Below are 17,862 nucleotides of genomic sequence, written 5' to 3'. Positions count from 1 at the left end.
CTCGGACGTGCGACTGGAGAATGACGAAGTCCCGCCAATGGAGAGGACTGACATGAAGACCACAATCGCACTTGCAACGCTCGTTGCTGCCATCCTTGGCAGCGCCGGCATCGCCTCGGCGGATTCGATCCCCGGCATGCGCGGCCACGATCACACCGGCATCACGGTTCCCGACATGAAGCAGGCGGTCGACTTCTTCACAGAGGTCGTCGGCTGCAAGAAGGCGATGTCGTTCGGACCGTTCGCCGACGACAAGGGCACCTTCATGCAGGACCTGCTCGGCGTCGATCCGAAGGCTGTCATCGAGCAGGTCACGATGGTGCGTTGCGGCCATGGATCGAACATCGAGCTGTTCAAATACACCGCGCCCGACCAGAAGAATCTGACACCGAAGAACAGCGACATTGGCGGCTTTCACATCGCCTTCTATGTCGACGATGTCGCCGCGGCCAAAGCCTATCTCGATGGCAAGGGCGTCAAGACCAGGATGGGGCCGCTGCCGGTCAAGGAAGGACCCGCCGCCGGCCAGACCATCCTGTATTTCCAGGCGCCGTGGGGACTGCAACTCGAGGCGATCAGCTATCCCTCGGGCATGGCCTATGAGAAGAGTGCCGAGACCGTGCTGTGGAGCCCGAAAAATCCGGAGAAATGATGTCTCGCGGCGCGCTTGCAGGATTCCCGGCAAGCGCGCCACCCACGCTCGCATAATCATTTCGACATAAAACTTTAAGCTTGAAATATCTTACCTCCAGCGCGATACTGAGGCATAGCAAGCGAAGAGGAGATCGCACGGATGAAGGTTGCGGTTCTCGGCGGCGGACCAGCCGGCCTCTACTTTGCCATTTCGATGAAACTGAAGGACGCCGCGCACGACGTGACGGTTTTCGAGCGCAACCGCGCCGACGACACGTTCGGCTGGGGCGTGGTCCTGTCGGCTGAGACGCTCGACAATCTCGCGGGGAATGATCCGGTCAGCGCCGTCTGGATCAAGAAGCATTTTGCCTATTGGGACGACATCGCCGTCATCCATGACGGCGTGCGCACGGTCTCGTCGGGCCACGGCTTCTGCGGCATCGGCCGCAAGCGGCTGCTGGTCCTCTTGCAGCGCCGCGCGCGCGAACTCGGCGTCAAGCTGATGTTCGAAACCGACATCGCCGATCCCCGCCCCTATATGGAGACGCATGACCTGGTCGTCGCCGCCGACGGACTGAACTCAAGGGCGCGCAACGCTTTCGTCGACGTGTTCAAGCCCGACATCGACACACGCAAATGCAAGTTCGTCTGGCTCGGCACCAACCAGAAATTCGACGACGCCTTCACCTTTATCTTCGAGAAGACCGAGCATGGCTGGGTATGGGCGCACGCCTACCAGTTCGACAGCGACACCGCGACCTTCATCGTCGAATGCAGCGAACAGACCTGGGCCGCCTTTGGCTTCGGCGCGATGTCGCAGCAGGAGTCCATCGCGGTGTGCGAGCGCATCTTTGCCAAGCATCTTGGCGGCCACGCGCTGATGACCAACGCCAACCATATCCGTGGCTCGGCCTGGATCAACTTCCCGCGCGTGCTGTGCGAGCGCTGGTCCTACAAGAACCTGGCGCTGATGGGCGACGCCGCGGCCTCGGCGCATTTCTCGATCGGCTCCGGCACCAAACTGGCGCTCGAAAGCGCGGTGGCGCTGGCCGAGTATGTCGAGACCGAGCCGGACCTCGAGGCCGCCTTCCGTAGATATGAGGATGCCCGCCGCACCGAGGTGCTGAAGCTGCAATCGGCGGCGCGCAATTCGCTCGAATGGTTCGAGGAAGTCGAGCGCTATCTCGGCCTTGATCCGGTGCAGTTCAACTATTCGCTGCTGACCCGTTCGCAGCGCATCAGCCACGAGAATCTGCGGCTGCGCGATGCCGAATGGCTGGGCAGCGCCGAAGAATGGTTTCAGCGCCAGGCGGGTGCCGGTGGCAACAGGCTGCGCCGGGCGCCGATGTTCGCGCCGTTCAAGCTGCGCGACATGCGGCTGCAAAACCGCGTCGTCGTCTCGCCGATGGCGCAGTACAAGGCCGTCGACGGCTGCCCGACCGACTGGCATTTCACGCATTATGCCGAGCGCGCCAAGGGCGGCGCCGGGCTCGTCTATATCGAGATGACTTGCGTCAGCCCGGAAGGGCGCATCACGCCCGGCTGCCCCGGTTTCTACGCGCCGGAGCATGAGGTGGCGTGGCGGCGGCTGGTCGACTTCGTCCATGCCGAAACCGAAGCGAAGATCTGCGCCCAGATCGGCCATTCCGGCGCCAAGGGTTCGACCCGTGTCGGTTGGGAAGGCACCGACGTGCCGCTGGCCTCCGGTAACTGGCCTGTGATGGCGGCATCGGCTGTCGCGTGGTCGCCTGACAATCAGGTGCCGAAGGCGATGGATCGCGCCGATATGGATTTGGTGCGCGATCAATTCGTCGCCTCGGCCGAAATGGCCGATCGCTGCGGCTTCGACATGCTGGAGATCCATGCCGCGCATGGCTATCTCCTGTCGTCCTTCATCACGCCGGTCACCAACCGGCGCACGGACGGCTATGGCGGCTCACTGGAAAACCGCATGCGCTATCCCCTCGAAATCTTCCACGCTGTGCGCGCCGCCTGGCCGGCGGGAAAACCGATCTCGGTGCGCATTTCGGCCAATGACTGGGTCGGCATCGAAGGCGTGACGCCGGCAGATGCCGTCGAGATCGCTGGGATGCTACATGAGGCCGGCGTCGACATCTGCGACGTTTCGGCCGGCCAGACGTCGGTTGCCGCCAAGCCGGTCTATGGCCGCATGTTCCAGACGCCATTCTCGGACCGCATCCGCAACGAGGTCGGCATGGCAACGATGGCGGTGGGCAACATCTACGAGCCGGACCACGTCAATTCGATCCTGATGGCCGGCCGAGCCGATCTGGTCGCGCTGGCACGGCCGCATCTCGCCGATCCCTACTGGACATTGCACGCGGCGGTGACCCTCGGCGACCGTGGCGTCAAATGGCCGGATCCCTATCTGCCCGGGCGCGACCAGATCTACCGGCTGGCCGAGCGCGATGCGGCGGCGGGACTGAAAGTATGACGACCGCGAGCACGATTCCCGGCAAGCACGCATTGGTCACCGGCGGCGGCTCCGGCGTCGGCCGGGCTATCGCGCTCACTTTGGCTAGAGCTGGTGTCGATGTGACCATATGTGGGCGCCGCGAAGCTGAACTCGCCAAGGTTGCCGGCGAAAACGGCCGCATCCATGGTATCGTCGCCGATGTCACCGATGAGGCGGCGATGGCGGCGCTCTACGCGCAAGCGGAGGCCGCACGCGGGCCGTTCGATATCGTCGTCGCCAATGCCGGCATGGCCGGCAGCACGCCGGCGCACAAGACCACGCTTGCCGACTGGCAGCGAACGCTCGACGTCAATCTGACCGGCGCCTTTCTGACGGTGAAACCGACGCTGGCCGGCATGGCCGCGCGCAAGGCGGGCCGCATCGTGTTCATCGCCTCCACGGCAGGGCTGAAAGGCTACGCGTACGTGGCGCCCTACGTCGCGGCCAAGCATGGCGTCGTCGGCCTGATGCGGGCGCTGGCCGCCGAGACGGCGAAATCCGGCGTCACCGTCAACGCCGTGTGCCCAGGCTTCGTCGAGACCGACATGCTGGAGGAGTCCATCCAGCGCATCGTCGAAAAGACCGGCCGCTCGGCAGAACAGGCGCGGGCCAGTCTTGCCTCGACCAATCCGCAACGCCGTTTCATCCAGCCGCGGGAAATTGCCGAAGCCGTGCTTTGGCTGTGCGGCGACGCGGCGCAATCGATCACCGGACAGGCGATTTCTATCTCGGGAGGTGAAACATGGTAGCCGGCCCCCTGCCGATGCCATCGGGACCCGGCAAGGACCGGCTGCGCCTATGGATCAGGCTGCTGCGCGCCTCACGCACGATCGAGTCCGAACTGCGCGAGCGCCTGAAGAAGGAATTCGACACGACGTTGCCGCGTTTCGACGTCATGGCGGCACTTTACCGGGCGCCGGAGGGCATGCTGATGAGCGACCTGTCGCGCTTCCTGCTGGTGTCCAACGGCAATGTCACCGGTATTGTCGACCGGCTGGTTTCGGAAGGACTTGTCGCCCGCGCCCGCCGCAATGGCGACCGCCGCACCTCGATGGTTCGGCTGACCGAGGAAGGTACGAAGTCCTTTGCCACCATCGCCGCCGCGCATGAGGGCTGGATCGGCGAATTGCTAGGCAAGGTCAGCGAGGAGGATGCGCGCCGGCTGACCGGCATGCTGACCTCGTTCCGCAGCAACTGGGAGGGACGCGAATGACCGCAATGGCCGGCCTCAAGCCGAAGCATTTCCTGTGGGAGGTCGAGGGCAGGATCGCCAAGGTCCGGCTCGACCGGCCGGAGCGCAAGAACCCGCTGACCTTCGACAGCTATGCCGAGCTGCGCGACACGTTCCGCGATCTCGTCTATGCCGACGACGTCGACGCCGTGGTGTTCCTCTCCAATGGCGGCAATTTCTGCTCCGGCGGCGATGTCCACGACATTATCGGCCCACTGGTCAAGATGGACATGAAGCAGCTCTTGGCCTTCACCCGCATGACCGGCGATTTCGTCAAGGCGATGCTGAATTGCGGCAAGCCGATCATCGCCGCGGTCGACGGCGTGGCGGTCGGCGCCGGCGCGATCATCGCGATGAGTTCGGATATCCGCATCGCCACGCCGGAAGCCAAGACCGCCTTTCTGTTCACCCGCGTCGGCCTTGCCGGCTGCGATATGGGCGCCTGCGCGATCCTGCCGCGCATCATCGGCCAGGGCCGCGCCGCCGAATTGCTCTACACCGGCCGAACCATGACCGCGACGGAGGGCGAGCGCTGGGGGTTTTACAACAGGCTGGTAGCGGCAGACGTACTCGAGGCCGACGCGCTCGACATGGCGGCCCGCATCGTCTCCGGCCCGACCTTCGCCCACGGCATCACCAAGACGCAGCTCAACCAGGAATGGTCGATGGGCCTCGAACAGGCGATCGAAGCGGAAGCGCAGGCGCAGGCGATCTGCATGCAGACGCGGGATTTCGAGCGGGCATATCGGGCTTTCGTGGCCAAGGAAAAGCCGGTGTTCGAGGGGAATTGAGGATGTTTTCTTCGATCAAAATGGCCACCTTGGCAGGACAGCGCCCCCCTCTGGCCTGCCGGCAATCTCCCACTCCAGGGGGGAGATTGGATGCAATTTCTGCTTTCGCCAATAACGACCGTTGCAAAGAAAGCGCCACCAGCGAAGCTGCCAATCTCCCCCCTCGTGGGGGAGATGTCCGGCGGGACAGAGAGGAGCGCAGTAGAGCACAAGCCTTGCAGAACAGCGGAGGCACAAATGCCTGACCGTTCCTTCCTCAACTGGCCCTTCTTCGAAGACCGCCATCGCGAACTCGCCGAGCACCTGGACGCCTGGTGCGCGAAAAACCTGCCGGTCGACCACCATGACGTCGACGCCGCCTGCCTCGAGTTGGTGGCGAAGCTCGGCAGGGATGGCTGGCTGAAGCCGACGGCGCTCGATACGGACAACCCGGCGCCACTCGACGTGCGCGCCCTGTGCATCACGCGCGAGACGCTGGCCCGCCACGATGGCCTTGCCGATTTCGCTTTCGCCATGCAAGGTCTCGGCACCGGCGCGCTCAGCCTGTTCGGCACGTCGGAGCAGCAGCAATGGCTTTCAAAGACGCGGGACGGCAAGGCGATCTCAGCCTTCGCCCTGTCCGAGCCGCGCTCTGGCTCTGATGTCGCCAACATGGAGATGACAGCGACCCGCGATGGCGACAGCTACGTTCTCACGGGCGAAAAAACCTGGATCTCGAATGGCGGTATCGCCGATCTCTACGTCGTCTTCGCCCGCACCGGCGAGGCGCCGGGTGCCAAGGGGCTTTCCGCTTTCCTGGTGTCGGGCAACGCCGAGGGCCTCGGTATCGCGGAACGCCTCGAAGTGATCGCGCCGCATCCACTGGCGCGTCTTTCGTTCGACCAGGTCCGCGTGCCCACCTCGGCGCTGATTGGCAGGCCGGGCGACGGTTTTCGCATCTCCATGTCGGTGCTCGACGTGTTCCGCTCGACGGTCGGCGCGGCGGCGCTCGGCTTTGCCCGCCGGGCGCTCGATGAAAGCATCAAACGCGTGGCCGAGCGCAAATTGTTCGGGGCGCCGATGGCCGAACTGCAGATGGTGCAGGGACACATCGCGGATATGGCGCTCGACGTCGATGCGGCGGCGCTTTTGGTCTATCGCGCTGCATGGACCAAGGACATGGGTGCGGCGCGGGTGACGCGCGAGGCGGCGATGGCCAAGCTGTTCGCCACCGACAAGGCGCAGGAGGTGATCGACAAAGCCGTGCAGCTGCATGGCGGCGATGGTGTCCGCAAAGGCCATATCGTCGAGAGCCTGTATCGCGAAATCCGCGCGCTGCGCATCTACGAGGGCGCATCGGACGTGCAGAAAGTGGTGATCGCGCGACAAGTGATGGGGGCGGCCTGAACAGGTCGTGACCACGGACTGAAATGTTTCGAGACGGATATTGCGGACCCGATATTGGATAGGCGGAGAGACGAAATGCACGAGATCCTGCAGCCGGAAGGCTGGGCAAAACCGGTCGGTTACGCCAACGGCGTGGCGGCGCGCGGCAGGCTCGTCTTCGTCGGCGGACAGGTCGGCTGGAACGGGCAATGCCAGTTCGAGACCGACGATTTCGCCGGCCAGGTGCGGCAGACGCTCCACAACATCGTCGCGGTGCTGGCCGAGGCCGGCGCGGAGCCACGACATATCACCTCAATGACCTGGTATTTTACCGACAAGGCAGAATATCTCGGCAACCTCAAGGGGATCGGTGAAGCCTATCGCGAGGTGATCGGCCGGCATTTTCCAGCGATGGCCGCCATGCAGGTGGTGGCGCTGGTCGAGGACCGCGCCAAGGTGGAGATCCAGGCGACCGCCGTTATTCCGGAATAAGTAATTCGTTTTCGCGGAATATATTATTCGCGGAGCCCCGCCTGCCTCAGCAGAGGCAGTACATGGTCGCAGAAATAGGGCAATTCCCTGGTGTAGTTGACGAAGGACAGGGCGATGCCTTGATAGCCGTGCGCGGCAATGGCGGCCATTTCGGCGGCGATCGTCCGCGGCGTTCCAACCAGCGGATAGGTGCCGGCGCCGCCGGCGAAACGCTGACGGTAGCGGTCATAGGCATGCGGGTCGTGCGACTGCGAGAATTCCTTCTTGCCGGCCATATGCGCATCGACCGCCTCGTGATCGGCCAAATCGACGGCATATCGGTTGTAATAGGCCTGCGCCTCTTCCATGGTCGGGCGGCAGACGACATGGGCCACGGTGTAGACGCCGACCTTGCGGCCAACCTTGTCGGCTCGCTCGCTGATGTCGGCGACATGCTTGCCGGCATCGGCCATCTCGGAAAAGGTCGTGAACAGATAATCGCATCTGGCGGCGGCGAAATCGCGGCCCGGGCCGCCGAAAGCGGCGTTCATGGTCACTGGGCGCGGAACCTGCAGGCTGGCCGGCCTGCTGACCGCATCCTTGAGGTGATAATAGGTGCCTTCGTAGTCGAGCGGGTCCGCCGATGCATAGAGTTTCTCGAGGATCTCGACCCATTCGGCCGCCTGGTCGTAGCCCTTCTCGACCAACGGCGTGCCAAACATGCCGAATTCCTTCGGGTTCCAGCCGCAGACGACGTTCAAGCCGGCGCGGCCTTGGCTGATGTGGTCGACCGTCGCCAGCGCCTTGGCGGCATAGAGCGGATGCACCAGCGGCACGTGCACGGTCATGAACAGGCCGATCCGGTCGGTGGCCATGCTGAGTGCCGCCGCCCAGGTGAAGGTCTCGAAGGATCGCTCGCGCACCTTGTTGCGGCCGCCAAAGCCACGCCAGCGCGCGATCGGCAGCATGAACTCCAGCCCGGCGCGGTCGGCGATCCGGGCGGCCGCCAGATTGTCCTGCCAGCTCGCCGTCCAGCGTTCCGGCACGTCCGATATGGCAAGACCACCATCGGCGTTGGTCGAGAAGACGCCAAGCTTCAGTTTGTTGGAGCCGTGCAGCGGATGTGCTTTGTTCATGTCGCGACCTCCCGGCGAAGATCGCACGCTACGGCTCCGCGCAAATATTTCAAGCATGAAATAGCTTCGCCCTGCGCCGGTGTGCCGATATGAATTTGGCGGGATGAGAAAAGGGATACGGATGAGCGAGTTCCGCCAGAATTGCATCGGCAAGGCCAACCTCGTCGGCTCCTTCGCTGCCATTCCTCACCCCGTCGCGGTCGAAGTGATGGCGATGTCCGGCCTCGACTTTCTCTGCATCGACTGGGAGCATGCCCAGATATCGCGCGACATTATCGAGACCATGGTGCGCGCCGCCGACGTCCACCGCGTGCCGGCGATGGTGCGCGTTCCCGGCCTGTCGCCCGAAGCAATCCAGGCGGCGCTGGACAGCGGCGCGCAAGGTGTGCTGGTGCCACGCGTCTCGACACCGGCACAGGCGGCAATGGCGGTGAAAGCATCCCGCTATCCGCCACGGGGCGAGCGCGGCGTCGGACCCGGCCGTGCGGCCGGTTATGGCTATCGCATTCCCGAATATCTAGCCGGCGCCAATGACAGGATCGTCGTGGCGGTCCAGGTCGAGACCGCCGAGGGATTGGCCAACATCGAGGCGATCGCTGATGTCGACGGCGTCGACGTGATCTTCGTCGGCCCCGGCGATCTCTCCGTGTCGATCGATGCGATCGGACCGAAGGGCGCCGACAAGCTCGCCGACGCGATCCGCAGGATCATCGGCGTGACGATCGCGCACAACAAAATCTCCGGCATATTCTGCGCCAACCCGCAGGCCATCGGCCAATGGGCGGCAATCGGCGCCAGCTTCTTCGTCCTGGCCAGCGACACGATTTTCCTGGGTGCGGGCGCCGCGGCCAATTATGCCGGCGCCCGGGCCGAACTGGCGCGGGAGGAACCGCGCTAGCGCCCGGTTGCGCAAGCGATCAAGCCAGGAAACTTTTTAAGCTTAAAACTTTTGCCTTGAAAAGCGCCGCGCTTTGGATAAGCATTCAGGATGGATGGCGGCTGTCGGCCTGGAGGGCTTTACGGGCAGTCATCATGGTGCTCCGGGTGGGAGGGGTTTCAGTCCTTGTCGTTTGTGCAGCCCCAATCATCGTCCAGCGCGCGCTACGCTTTCCATGATGCGCGCGCTCAGATCCACGACCTTCATATCGAGATCATCGCAAACCCTTCGCGCGTGAATGCGTATACGACCGCGACAAAATCGCGGCCGCGCTCGAGCCGCATGGCCGCCACCATGAATTGACGCCCCGCTGGGAGGCGGGACGGCAAGAAACCGTGCGGGCCAGCCCGCCCGATCAACAACCAGAGGGAACACCCCAGAGGGACCACCAATGAAGCTCAACCGTCGCAATCTCATCCTCGTCGCCGCGGCAATCGGCATCGCGGCCGGACCGGCAACCGCCTATGCCGCCGATGTGCTGAATGTCGGCGCCTACCCGACCAATCCGCCCTTCGAATACAAGAACGAGAGCGGCACCTTCGAGGGTTTCGAAGTCGACATCGTCAACGAGGCGGCCAAGCGCGCCGGCATGACCACCGACATCGCCGATCTCGGCTTTCAGGCATTGTTCGCCGCGACCACCTCCAAGCGCATCGACGTCGCCATCTCTTCGATCACCATCACGCCGGAGCGGCTGAAGTCGCAGTCGTTCACCCAGCCCTATTATGATTCCGACATGGGCATCGCGACCAAGACCGACAGCGCGGTCAACGCCGAGGCGGACCTCAAGGGCAAGATCGTCGGCGTGCTCTCGGGCTCGACCGGCGAGACCTGGGTCAAGGCGCATCAGGAAGCCGACGGCTTCAGCGACGTGAAGGGCTATGACACGCAGCAGAACCTTTTGCTCGACCTTAGCGCCGGCCGTATCGATGCCGCCGTCAGCGACATTCCCGGCATGGAATATTCCTTCACCAAGATGAAGGACCTGAAGGTCAAGCAGCGCATCAAGACCGGCGAGCAGTACGGCCTGATGATGACCAAGGATCATCCGCTGCTCGGCAAACTCAACGACGCGCTGACGGCGATGAAGAAGGACGGCACGTTGGCCGCGATCCACAAAAAGTGGTTCGGCAGCGACGCCCCGGCCGATTCCTCGACCGTCAAGGAAATGCCGCTGCCCAAGGCCTGAGCGGCGGCCAACGGACGGAAGGCGTGCCGGCCCCAAGGGGTCGGCACGTCCCGTTTTTCACGCATAACCTTCCCGGGACCGGCATCCGTTCGGCAAAGCCGATCTTGATGTTCCGGGTCGGGCTCTGGCGTCAGATGACGCAACACCGTTCGGGAATGCCCTGATGTCGCTGATCGACACTTTCTTCAACGCCGACGTCATCGCGTCGAGCCTGCCGGCGTTGCTGCGCGGCTTCCTGAACACGCTTCTGCTCGGCCTGCTCAGCATCGGCATCGGCATTCCCATCGGCCTAGTGATCAGCCTGTTGCGGCTCTATGCGCCGAAGCCGCTGCGCTGGCTGGCGGTCGGTTATACCGATATCTTCCGCGCCCTGCCGGTGCTGGTTGTGCTGATCCTGATCTATTATGCCTTGCCCTTCCTCGGCATTCGCCTGTCGTCCTGGGCGTCGGCGGTGACCGCCTTCGCCATCATCATGTCGGCCTATTCGGCGGAGGTGTTCCGCTCCGGCATAGAGAGCATTCCGCGCGGCCAGTTCGAGGCGGCGCAGGCGCTTGGCCTGCCGTTCCTTTTGACCTTGCGCAAGGTGGTGCTGCCGCAGGCGGTGCGCGTCGTCATCCCGCCGATGACCAGCAACTGCGTCTCGATGTTCAAGGACACGTCGCTGGCCTCTACCGTGGCGCTGCCGGAGCTGCTCAAGGAAGCGACCAACGCGCAGTCGCTCTATGCCAACCCCTCGCCGCTGATCGGCGCGGCACTGGTCTATCTCATCTTCCTTTGGCCGATGGTTCGTCTCGTCAGCCTGCTTGAAGCCCGTTTCAAAACCGAGAAGACGCGCTGACCGCGCCGCGCCTACAATTTCCCATCTACAGAGAACTTCGCAGGAGACGACCATGAACAAACATCAAGCCGCCAGTGCGACCGGCACGTCCGGCGCGTTCCCTGTTGAAAGAATCCGCGCCATGTTCCCTGCCCTGCAGCGGGCCGGTGATTTCATCTTCATGGACAACGCCGCCGGTGCGCAGATTCCGCAGAGCGTGCTCGACGCGGTGACCAACCATCTGATCTCGCACAATGTGCAGCGCGGCGGCCGTTACGGCCGCAGCGTCACCGTCGACGAGTCGGTCGCCGATGCGCGGACAAGCGTTGCGCTGCTGATCAACGCCTTCAGCCCGGCGGAAATCTGCTTCGGCATGAACGCCACCTCCTTCATCCGCCTCGTCAGCCTCGGCATCGGCCAGATGCTTTCTGAACGCGACGAGATCGTCATCACCGACATGGACCACGACGCCAACATCGCGACTTGGCTGGCGCTGGAATCGGCCGGCGCCAAATTCAAGTGGTGGCGCATGCGTGAAGATGGCAATCTGCATGTCGACGATCTCAAGCCGCTGGTTTCGGACCGCACTCGGCTGGTCGCCTGCACGGTGACGGCGCACTCGATCGGTTCGATCGTCGACGTCGCGTCGGTCGCGCAAATCGCCCATGCCGCCGGCGCCGAAGTGTTCCTCGATTGCGTGCATTACGGGCCGCATGGGCTGATCGACGTACAAGCCTGGGGTTGCGATTATCTCGTCTGCTCCGGCTACAAGAATTTCTCGCCGCACATGGGCTTCCTGTGGGGCCGCTTCGAGACGCTGAAGCGGCTGCCGACCTTCCGCGAGGATTTCATTCCGGACGAACCGCCCTACAAGGTCGAGGCGGGCACCTTCATCTACGAGAACGTGTCGGGCATGGACGCCGCCGTGCAATATCTGGAACTGATCGGCCGCAATCTGGCGCCCTCCAACAATCGCTCACGGCGCGAAAACATCGTCGCCGGCATGGGCGCCATCCGCGACTACGAGCTGGTGCTGGCGCGCGAGATGCTTGGCGTGCTCAGGGATTGCGGAGCGACGATCTATGGCGTTGCCGACGAAGCCCGCATCAACGAGCGCGTGCCGACCTTCTGCTTCAACATCGGCAAGCTGTCGCCGCAGCGGATCGTCGAGGACATGGCCGAGATGCAGATCGGCATCCGCGACGGCCACATGTACGCGCCGCGGCTGATGAAGCGCCTCAACCTCAGCATGGACAGCGGCGCCATCCGCGCCTCGCTGGTGCACTACAACACGGTCGAGGAGATCCACAAGTTCGGCGAGGCTTTGCGGCAAATCATAGCCAGGCTTTCGTGATCGACGTCCAGTCCAGGAAGGGGCTGGGAGCGGCCATTCGGATATGCGTTTCGGAACGGCGGGAACGGCCGACAAGCGACAGTCCGCCTTTGGGTTAACGGCTGGAGAAAGCTGCCGTTCGACTGGCCGGAATCCAACGGCCGCTGACGACCCACAAGCGGCCCTTCCGCGGCAGATCAGTCGATGCCTCAAACTGTCATTCGCAGCGTGAAAGCGGAGTCGAGCATGGTCAGAAAGGCGCGCACGGCAGGGTTAGCGCGTCGGCTTGCCGGCCAGAGCACGGTCACGTTATTTCGCTCGACCGCGAACGTGGACAGCACGGGGACCAGTTCGCCGCGCTTCACATAGGGAGCCGCCATAAAGGAAGCGCCTATGCCTATCCCACCGCCGGCTGCCAGCATGATGAGCACGGCATCGCTGGCATCAGCGACCACACCGGAATTGGGCACAATCTCGATTTCACGGTCGCCAATCCGGAAGGGCCAGCGAAAGGTCTGGCCTGTGCTCTGATAGCGAAGATTGACGGTGTCATGCCCTCCCAAGTGATCAGGATGGGTCGGGGTGCCGCGTTCCTCGAGATAGACTGGCGATGCGAAGCAGCAAAGCCGATGTGGTGCGAGCTTGCGTGATAGTAGCCGGGTGTCAGCCAGATCACCGATGCGTACGGCGACATCGATGCCTTCCTCAATCATGTCCACCATCTGGTCACCCAGCCTGAGGTCGACGACCAGGTTCGGATGGAGCCGGCGGAAAGCCGGTAAAGCGGGAGCGATCACGTGGAGTCCGATCGGCAGCGACGCGGCCACGCGCAACGTGCCCGATGGTTCGGAGCGCGCGGTCATTGCCGTCTGCTCGATTTCCTCCGCCTCGCGTAGCAGACGCAGCGCGCGCTCATGCAGGTCGCGCCCCTCTGGCGTGAAGGTGAGCGAGCGCGTCGAACGGGTAAACAGCGACACCCCCAAATGCCGCTCGAGCCGCTGAACGCTCTTGCTGACCGCGGACGGGGAAATCGACAGCGCGCGCGCCGCTGCCGTGTAGCTGCCCAGCGATCCGGCACGCGCGAAGGCGATGATGCCAGTGAGCCGATCCAACGTAATATGTTCCGCCATGGCATTACTTAAGTGCCATCGGCACCGATTATCAACCGGAAGTGCCGCCACTAGATTCGTTCCAATGACAGGTGAGCGGAGATTTGATCAATGAGCGATAAGATGAAGGCAGTCCGTCTGCACGCATTCGGTGGTCCCGAGGTGCTGGTGTACGAAGACGCGCTGAGGCCGGATGTGAAGCCCGGCGAGGTGCTTGTTCGCGTCCAGGCGGCGGGGCTTAATCCGCCCGACTGGTATCTGCGGGACGGCTATCGCGCGCTGCCGCCACAATGGCGGCCCAACCCGTCCTTCCCACTGATTCTCGGCACGGACGTTTCGGGCGTCATTGAAGCGGTTGGCGCCGAGGTCGCTGAGTTCAGCATCGGCGACGAGGTCTATGCAATGGTTCGCTTCCCCGATGACCTGATGACGGGTAGCAATGCCTACGCGCATTATGTCAGTGTGCCGGCATCGCATGTTGCGTTGAAACCAGCCGGCATCGACCATATTCATGCGGCCGGCGCGCCGATGTCGCTTCTGACAGCATGGCAGCTCTTGATCGAACTTGGCCACGATGAGCCAAATCCGTTCCAGCCCTCCCGGCACGAGCCGGTGCCCCTCGACGGCAAGACGGTGCTCATCAACGGTGCCGGAGGCGGCGTCGGGCATCTGGCCGTCCAGTTGGCGAAATGGCGGGGGGCTCGCGTCATCGCGGTGGCATCAGCCAAGAACGAGGCGCTGATGCGCGATCTCGGCGTGGATCAGTTCATCGACTACAAGACAACCGCGGCGGACGATGTCGTCCGAGACGTCGACCTCGTCCTCGACGCGGTGGGCGGCGCGGACATGGAGCGCTTCTTCCATGTTCTGAAGCCGGGCGGCACGCTGTTCCTGGTCAACCCGCTGGGCTTCGCTGGTCACGAGGAGGCAGAGAAGCTGAGGATCACGGTCTCGTCCACACAGGTTCGATCCAATGGCGCGCAGTTGGCAAAAGCCGCCCGCCTGCTCGACGACGGCATTGTGCGAGTCGTCATCGACAGCACATTCCCGCTGGCCGAGGCATCGCGCGCGCATGAGCGGGCCGGCGACGGCAGTATTCAAGGCAAGATCGTGCTGGCCGTTTGATTGGTTGCTTTCAGCCGCCCGATCGTCGGAAGTGCAGACGGTCGAGCGGGATCCATCAAGGTAACCCATGATGCTGATTGTTACCGGCTATATGTACGTCGAGCCCTCGTCGGTCGCCGAGTTTGTCCAGGATCTCCAGAACCTCGCGATAGCTACCCGGCAGCGGGACGGAAATCTTTCCTATGACGCGGCTGTGGACGATCCGCTTGCCGGTCGCCTCCTGATCGCCGAGCGGTGGAGAGACCAGGCCGCACTCACTGCACATCTCCATGCTACCGACACGATGGCGTTCGTTGGTCGATGGGGCGATACCATCAGGGGTGAAATTCTCAAATACGACGTGCTGCGTGAACGTGGCCTGATGGACGAGTAGCAAAGTACGCCGGTGAGCGGCAGTCGGATCGTCGGCATATCTGCGCTCGCAACCGGCGCAGTGGACGGCAGCTATCGACAGCTCTTGTCCTGATAGCTGCCGGACCGCTCACCACGCCGTCATGGACATTCCGGCCGGCTAAGCGGACCGGCTGCTTCTAGAATTTGTCTCGGGTCGCGCCAACAAATGAAATCAGGCGAAAAGCGATCGTCCAGGTCTTGGCGGATGTAAGTCGTCTTTGGGGTAAACTCGGCCGTTCAGAGCAGTTGGCTTTTGACTCTAGGCGGCCTTCTTCTTCGCCAGCCGCGCCTTGATCGACGCAACGTCGGCGCGTGGCGTCGCGGCGAACAGCGTCTTGGTGTAGCTGTGCTTGGGGTCGGCGAAGACCTCGTCGCGCGAGCCGTATTCGACGGCCTCGCCGAAATACATGACCATCACATCGTCGGCGATGTAGCGCACCACGGACAAATCGTGGCTGATGAAGACGTAGGTCAGCTGGAACTCGTCCTGCAGGTCGGCGAGCAGGTTGAGCACCTGCGCCTGCACCGAGAGATCGAGCGCCGAGACCGGCTCGTCGAGCACCAGCAGGCTGGGGTTCAGCATCAGCGCACGGGCAATGGCGATGCGTTGGCGTTGGCCGCCCGAGAACATGTGCGGATAGCGATTATAGTGCTCGTGACCGAGACCGACCTTCTTCAGCATCTTCATGGCGAGGTCGCGCCGTTCGGCGGCCGGCTTGTCGGTGTTGATGAGCAGCGGTTCGCCCAGCACATCGCCGATCTTCTGGCGCGGATTGAGCGATCCGTAAGGGTTCTGGAAGACGATCTGCACCTTGCGGCGCATCTCCTTCGTCAATCCACCTTTGGCGATGTCGACCTTGTTGCCGTCGATGAACAGCTCGCCCGAAGTCGCGGGATCGATCAAGGTGATGATGCGGGCGAGCGTGGACTTGCCGCAGCCGCTTTCGCCGACGATGGCCAGCGTCTTGCCCTTGTCCACCGTGAAGGAGACGCCCTTGACGGCATGCACGGTGCGCGGTCCCGTGAACAGGCCGCCGCCGATATGGTAGTCGCGAACGATGTTCTTGCCTTCGAGAACCGTGGTGCTCATGCGGAGGCTCCCGCGGCCGAGGGGGCAGGCTCGAACAGCATGTCGGACACAGTCGGCAGCCGGTCGCCGATTGCGTTTTCCGGCAGCGCCGACAGCAATGCGCGCGTGTAATTGCTTTTCGGCGATTCAAACAGCGACAGCACGTCGGCCTCTTCCATCTTGCGGCCCTTGTACTGGACGATGACGCGGTCGGCGGTCTCGGCCACGACGCCCATATTGTGGGTGATCATGATCAGGCCCATGCCGTATTTCGCCTGCAGCGAGACCAGAAGATCGAGGATCTGCTTCTGGATGGTGACGTCGAGCGCGGTGGTCGGCTCGTCGGCGATCAGAAGCTTCGGATTGCAGGCGATGGCGATCGCGATCATGACGCGCTGGCACTGGCCGCCGGACATCTGGTGCGGAAACGAGCTCAGCCGTTCTTCCGGATCGGCAATGCCGACCAGTTTCATCAGCTCGATGGCGCGCGCCCGGCGCTGGGCGCGATCCATGCCCATGTGGAAGCGCAACACTTCCTCGATCTGGAAGCCGACTGTGAAGCATGGGTTGAGGCTGGCGATCGGCTCCTGGAAGATCATCGAGATGTCCTTGCCGACGATCTTGCGGCGTTCGGACGGGCTGAGCTTCAGCAGGTCGACGCCGTCGAAAGCCATGCGGTCGGCCTTGACCGTCGCGGTGTTGGGCAACAGCCCCATCACCGCCAGCATCGAGACCGACTTGCCGGAGCCTGACTCGCCGACGATCGCCAGCACCTCGCGCGGCTCGACCGAAAGGTCTATGCCTTGCACGGCCATGAACGGTCCGGCGGCGGTGTCGAAGGAAACGGTGAGATTCTTGATCTCGAGCAGGGACATGCTCACGACCTCTTCAGCTTGGGGTCGAGCGCGTCGCGCAGGCCGTCGCCGATCAGGTTGATGGCAAAGACGGTGATCAGGATGGCGAGTCCGGGGAAGGTCACCACCCACCAGGCGCGCAGGATGAACTCGCGAGCTTCGGCAAGCATGGTGCCCCATTCCGGCGTCGGCGGCTGCGCCCCCATGCCAAGGAAGCCGAGGGCTGCCGCCTCGAGGATGGCATTGGAGAAGGACAGCGTCGCCTGCACGATCAGCGGAGCGATGCAGTTGGGCAGGATGGTGACCAGCATCAGCCGGAGATGGCTGGCCCCGGCGACCTTGGCCGAGACTACATATTCGCGGGTCTTCTCCGCCATCACGGCCGCGCGGGTGAGCCGGGCGAAGTGCGGCTGCAGCACGAAGGCGATGGCGATCATGGCATTGACGAGGCCAGGGCCGAGCACCGCGACCAGCACCAGGGCCAGCAACAGCGACGGGAAAGCCAGGATGATGTCCATGATGCGCATGATCAGCGTGTCGACCCAGCCACGGCAGTAGCCGGCGAGCAAACCGAGGACGACGCCGGAGATCAGCGCCGTGGTGACGACGACGAAGCCGATGGCGAGCGAGAAGCGCGAGCCGTAGATCAGGCGCGAAAGCATATCGCGGCCGACGGCGTCGGTGCCGAGCAGGAATTGCGCGTTGCCACCCGCCTGCCAGGCCGGCGGCGTCAGGAAGAAGTCGCGGAACTGGTCGTCAGGCGAATGCGGAGCGAGCAACGGCGCGAAGATGGCGATCAGGATCAGCAGGGCGAAGACGAAGAGGCCGATCACCGCGCCCTTGTTGATCGAGAAATAGTGCCAGAATTCGGCGAACATCTGCAGCCGCGCATCCTGCGGCTTGACGACGGTCGCGGCTTCGACGGTGGCTGGG

Annotated in this window: 18 protein-coding genes; 13 read left to right on the top strand and 5 right to left on the bottom strand. The window is 63.4% G+C overall.

Going from position 1 to position 17,862, the window contains the following annotated elements:
- The first annotated feature begins 52 nt into the window (after positions 1–52).
- The 7 genes from ACVWWD_RS11455 to ACVWWD_RS11425 all read left to right on the top strand — a co-directional run bounded on the left by ACVWWD_RS11455 (position 53) and on the right by ACVWWD_RS11425 (position 6,988).
- Positions 53–652: a VOC family protein gene (locus ACVWWD_RS11455; RefSeq protein ID WP_352547612.1), complete on the top strand. Its 600-nt coding sequence runs from the start codon at positions 53–55 to the stop codon at positions 650–652.
- A 141-nt stretch (positions 653–793) separates the two neighbouring features.
- On the top strand, positions 794–3,088 hold the full coding sequence (locus tag ACVWWD_RS11450) for a bifunctional salicylyl-CoA 5-hydroxylase/oxidoreductase (RefSeq protein WP_352547610.1): 2,295 nt from the start codon (positions 794–796) through the stop codon (positions 3,086–3,088).
- Positions 3,085–3,858: an SDR family NAD(P)-dependent oxidoreductase gene (locus ACVWWD_RS11445; protein ID WP_023783380.1), complete on the top strand. Its 774-nt coding sequence runs from the start codon at positions 3,085–3,087 to the stop codon at positions 3,856–3,858. Before ACVWWD_RS11450 ends, ACVWWD_RS11445 begins: the two co-directional genes overlap by 4 nt.
- Positions 3,852–4,322 carry a MarR family winged helix-turn-helix transcriptional regulator gene (locus ACVWWD_RS11440; RefSeq protein ID WP_023783379.1) on the top strand — a complete coding sequence of 157 codons (471 nt, stop codon included), beginning with the start codon at positions 3,852–3,854 and terminating at the stop codon, positions 4,320–4,322. Before ACVWWD_RS11445 ends, ACVWWD_RS11440 begins: the two co-directional genes overlap by 7 nt.
- On the top strand, positions 4,319–5,131 hold the full coding sequence (locus ACVWWD_RS11435) for an enoyl-CoA hydratase family protein (RefSeq protein ID WP_352547607.1): 813 nt from the start codon (positions 4,319–4,321) through the stop codon (positions 5,129–5,131). Before ACVWWD_RS11440 ends, ACVWWD_RS11435 begins: the two co-directional genes overlap by 4 nt.
- 237 nt (positions 5,132–5,368) lie before the next feature.
- The gene (locus tag ACVWWD_RS11430) at positions 5,369–6,517 is read left to right on the top strand and encodes an acyl-CoA dehydrogenase family protein (RefSeq protein WP_352547605.1); all 1,149 of its coding nucleotides are present in this window, start codon (positions 5,369–5,371) and stop codon (positions 6,515–6,517) included.
- Positions 6,518–6,592: 75 nt separating this feature from the next.
- The gene (locus ACVWWD_RS11425; RefSeq protein ID WP_023772605.1) at positions 6,593–6,988 is read left to right on the top strand and encodes a RidA family protein; all 396 of its coding nucleotides are present in this window, start codon (positions 6,593–6,595) and stop codon (positions 6,986–6,988) included.
- 23 nt (positions 6,989–7,011) lie between these two features.
- Here ACVWWD_RS11425 and ACVWWD_RS11420 read toward each other — a convergent pair whose 3' ends face one another.
- Positions 7,012–8,103: an LLM class flavin-dependent oxidoreductase gene (locus tag ACVWWD_RS11420; RefSeq protein ID WP_352547603.1), complete on the bottom strand. Its 1,092-nt coding sequence runs from the start codon at positions 8,101–8,103 to the stop codon at positions 7,012–7,014.
- 121 nt (positions 8,104–8,224) lie between these two features.
- Here ACVWWD_RS11420 and ACVWWD_RS11415 point away from each other — a divergent pair, with 121 nt between their 5' ends.
- From ACVWWD_RS11415 to ACVWWD_RS11400, 4 genes are all read left to right on the top strand, one after another.
- Positions 8,225–9,001, top strand: coding sequence for an HpcH/HpaI aldolase family protein (locus tag ACVWWD_RS11415; protein ID WP_352547601.1), 777 nt, complete (start codon positions 8,225–8,227; stop codon positions 8,999–9,001).
- A gap of 430 nt (positions 9,002–9,431) precedes the next feature.
- The gene (locus tag ACVWWD_RS11410) at positions 9,432–10,229 is read left to right on the top strand and encodes an ABC transporter substrate-binding protein (protein ID WP_023772601.1); all 798 of its coding nucleotides are present in this window, start codon (positions 9,432–9,434) and stop codon (positions 10,227–10,229) included.
- 163 nt (positions 10,230–10,392) lie between these two features.
- The gene (locus tag ACVWWD_RS11405; protein WP_015314096.1) at positions 10,393–11,067 is read left to right on the top strand and encodes an amino acid ABC transporter permease; all 675 of its coding nucleotides are present in this window, start codon (positions 10,393–10,395) and stop codon (positions 11,065–11,067) included.
- A 52-nt stretch (positions 11,068–11,119) separates the two neighbouring features.
- On the top strand, positions 11,120–12,400 hold the full coding sequence (locus tag ACVWWD_RS11400; RefSeq protein ID WP_023772600.1) for a cysteine desulfurase-like protein: 1,281 nt from the start codon (positions 11,120–11,122) through the stop codon (positions 12,398–12,400).
- A 188-nt stretch (positions 12,401–12,588) separates the two neighbouring features.
- On the opposite strand, the gene ACVWWD_RS11395 is transcribed toward ACVWWD_RS11400, so the two are convergent.
- Entirely contained in the window at positions 12,589–13,509 is a 921-nt protein-coding gene (locus tag ACVWWD_RS11395; protein ID WP_352547596.1) for a LysR family transcriptional regulator, read from the bottom strand.
- 90 nt (positions 13,510–13,599) lie between these two features.
- On the opposite strand from ACVWWD_RS11395, the gene ACVWWD_RS11390 reads away from it, so the two are divergent.
- Both ACVWWD_RS11390 and ACVWWD_RS11385 read left to right on the top strand, forming a co-directional pair.
- On the top strand, positions 13,600–14,613 hold the full coding sequence (locus ACVWWD_RS11390; RefSeq protein ID WP_352547594.1) for an NADP-dependent oxidoreductase: 1,014 nt from the start codon (positions 13,600–13,602) through the stop codon (positions 14,611–14,613).
- Between the two features lie 67 nt (positions 14,614–14,680).
- Positions 14,681–14,986, top strand: a complete 306-nt coding sequence (locus ACVWWD_RS11385; protein WP_198019205.1) for a putative quinol monooxygenase — start codon at positions 14,681–14,683, stop codon at positions 14,984–14,986.
- Between the two features lie 279 nt (positions 14,987–15,265).
- Here the strand turns inward: ACVWWD_RS11385 and ACVWWD_RS11380 are convergent, their stop codons facing one another.
- Genes ACVWWD_RS11380 through ACVWWD_RS11370 form a run of 3 tightly spaced genes read right to left on the bottom strand, consistent with a single transcriptional unit; the run spans position 15,266 to position 17,807 of the window.
- Positions 15,266–16,096: a dipeptide ABC transporter ATP-binding protein gene (locus tag ACVWWD_RS11380; RefSeq protein ID WP_023772596.1), complete on the bottom strand. Its 831-nt coding sequence runs from the start codon at positions 16,094–16,096 to the stop codon at positions 15,266–15,268.
- Entirely contained in the window at positions 16,093–16,950 is an 858-nt protein-coding gene (locus tag ACVWWD_RS11375) for an ABC transporter ATP-binding protein (protein ID WP_023772595.1), read from the bottom strand. Before ACVWWD_RS11375 ends, ACVWWD_RS11380 begins: the two co-directional genes overlap by 4 nt.
- A 2-nt stretch (positions 16,951–16,952) precedes the next feature.
- Positions 16,953–17,807: an ABC transporter permease subunit gene (locus tag ACVWWD_RS11370; protein ID WP_198030214.1), complete on the bottom strand. Its 855-nt coding sequence runs from the start codon at positions 17,805–17,807 to the stop codon at positions 16,953–16,955.
- Positions 17,808–17,862 lie beyond the last annotated feature (55 nt).

Source organism: Mesorhizobium sp. URHB0026, from assembly GCF_054059755.1.
Note: the sequence above shows the minus strand (reverse complement) of the source record. Positions and strands in the feature narration are given on the sequence as shown.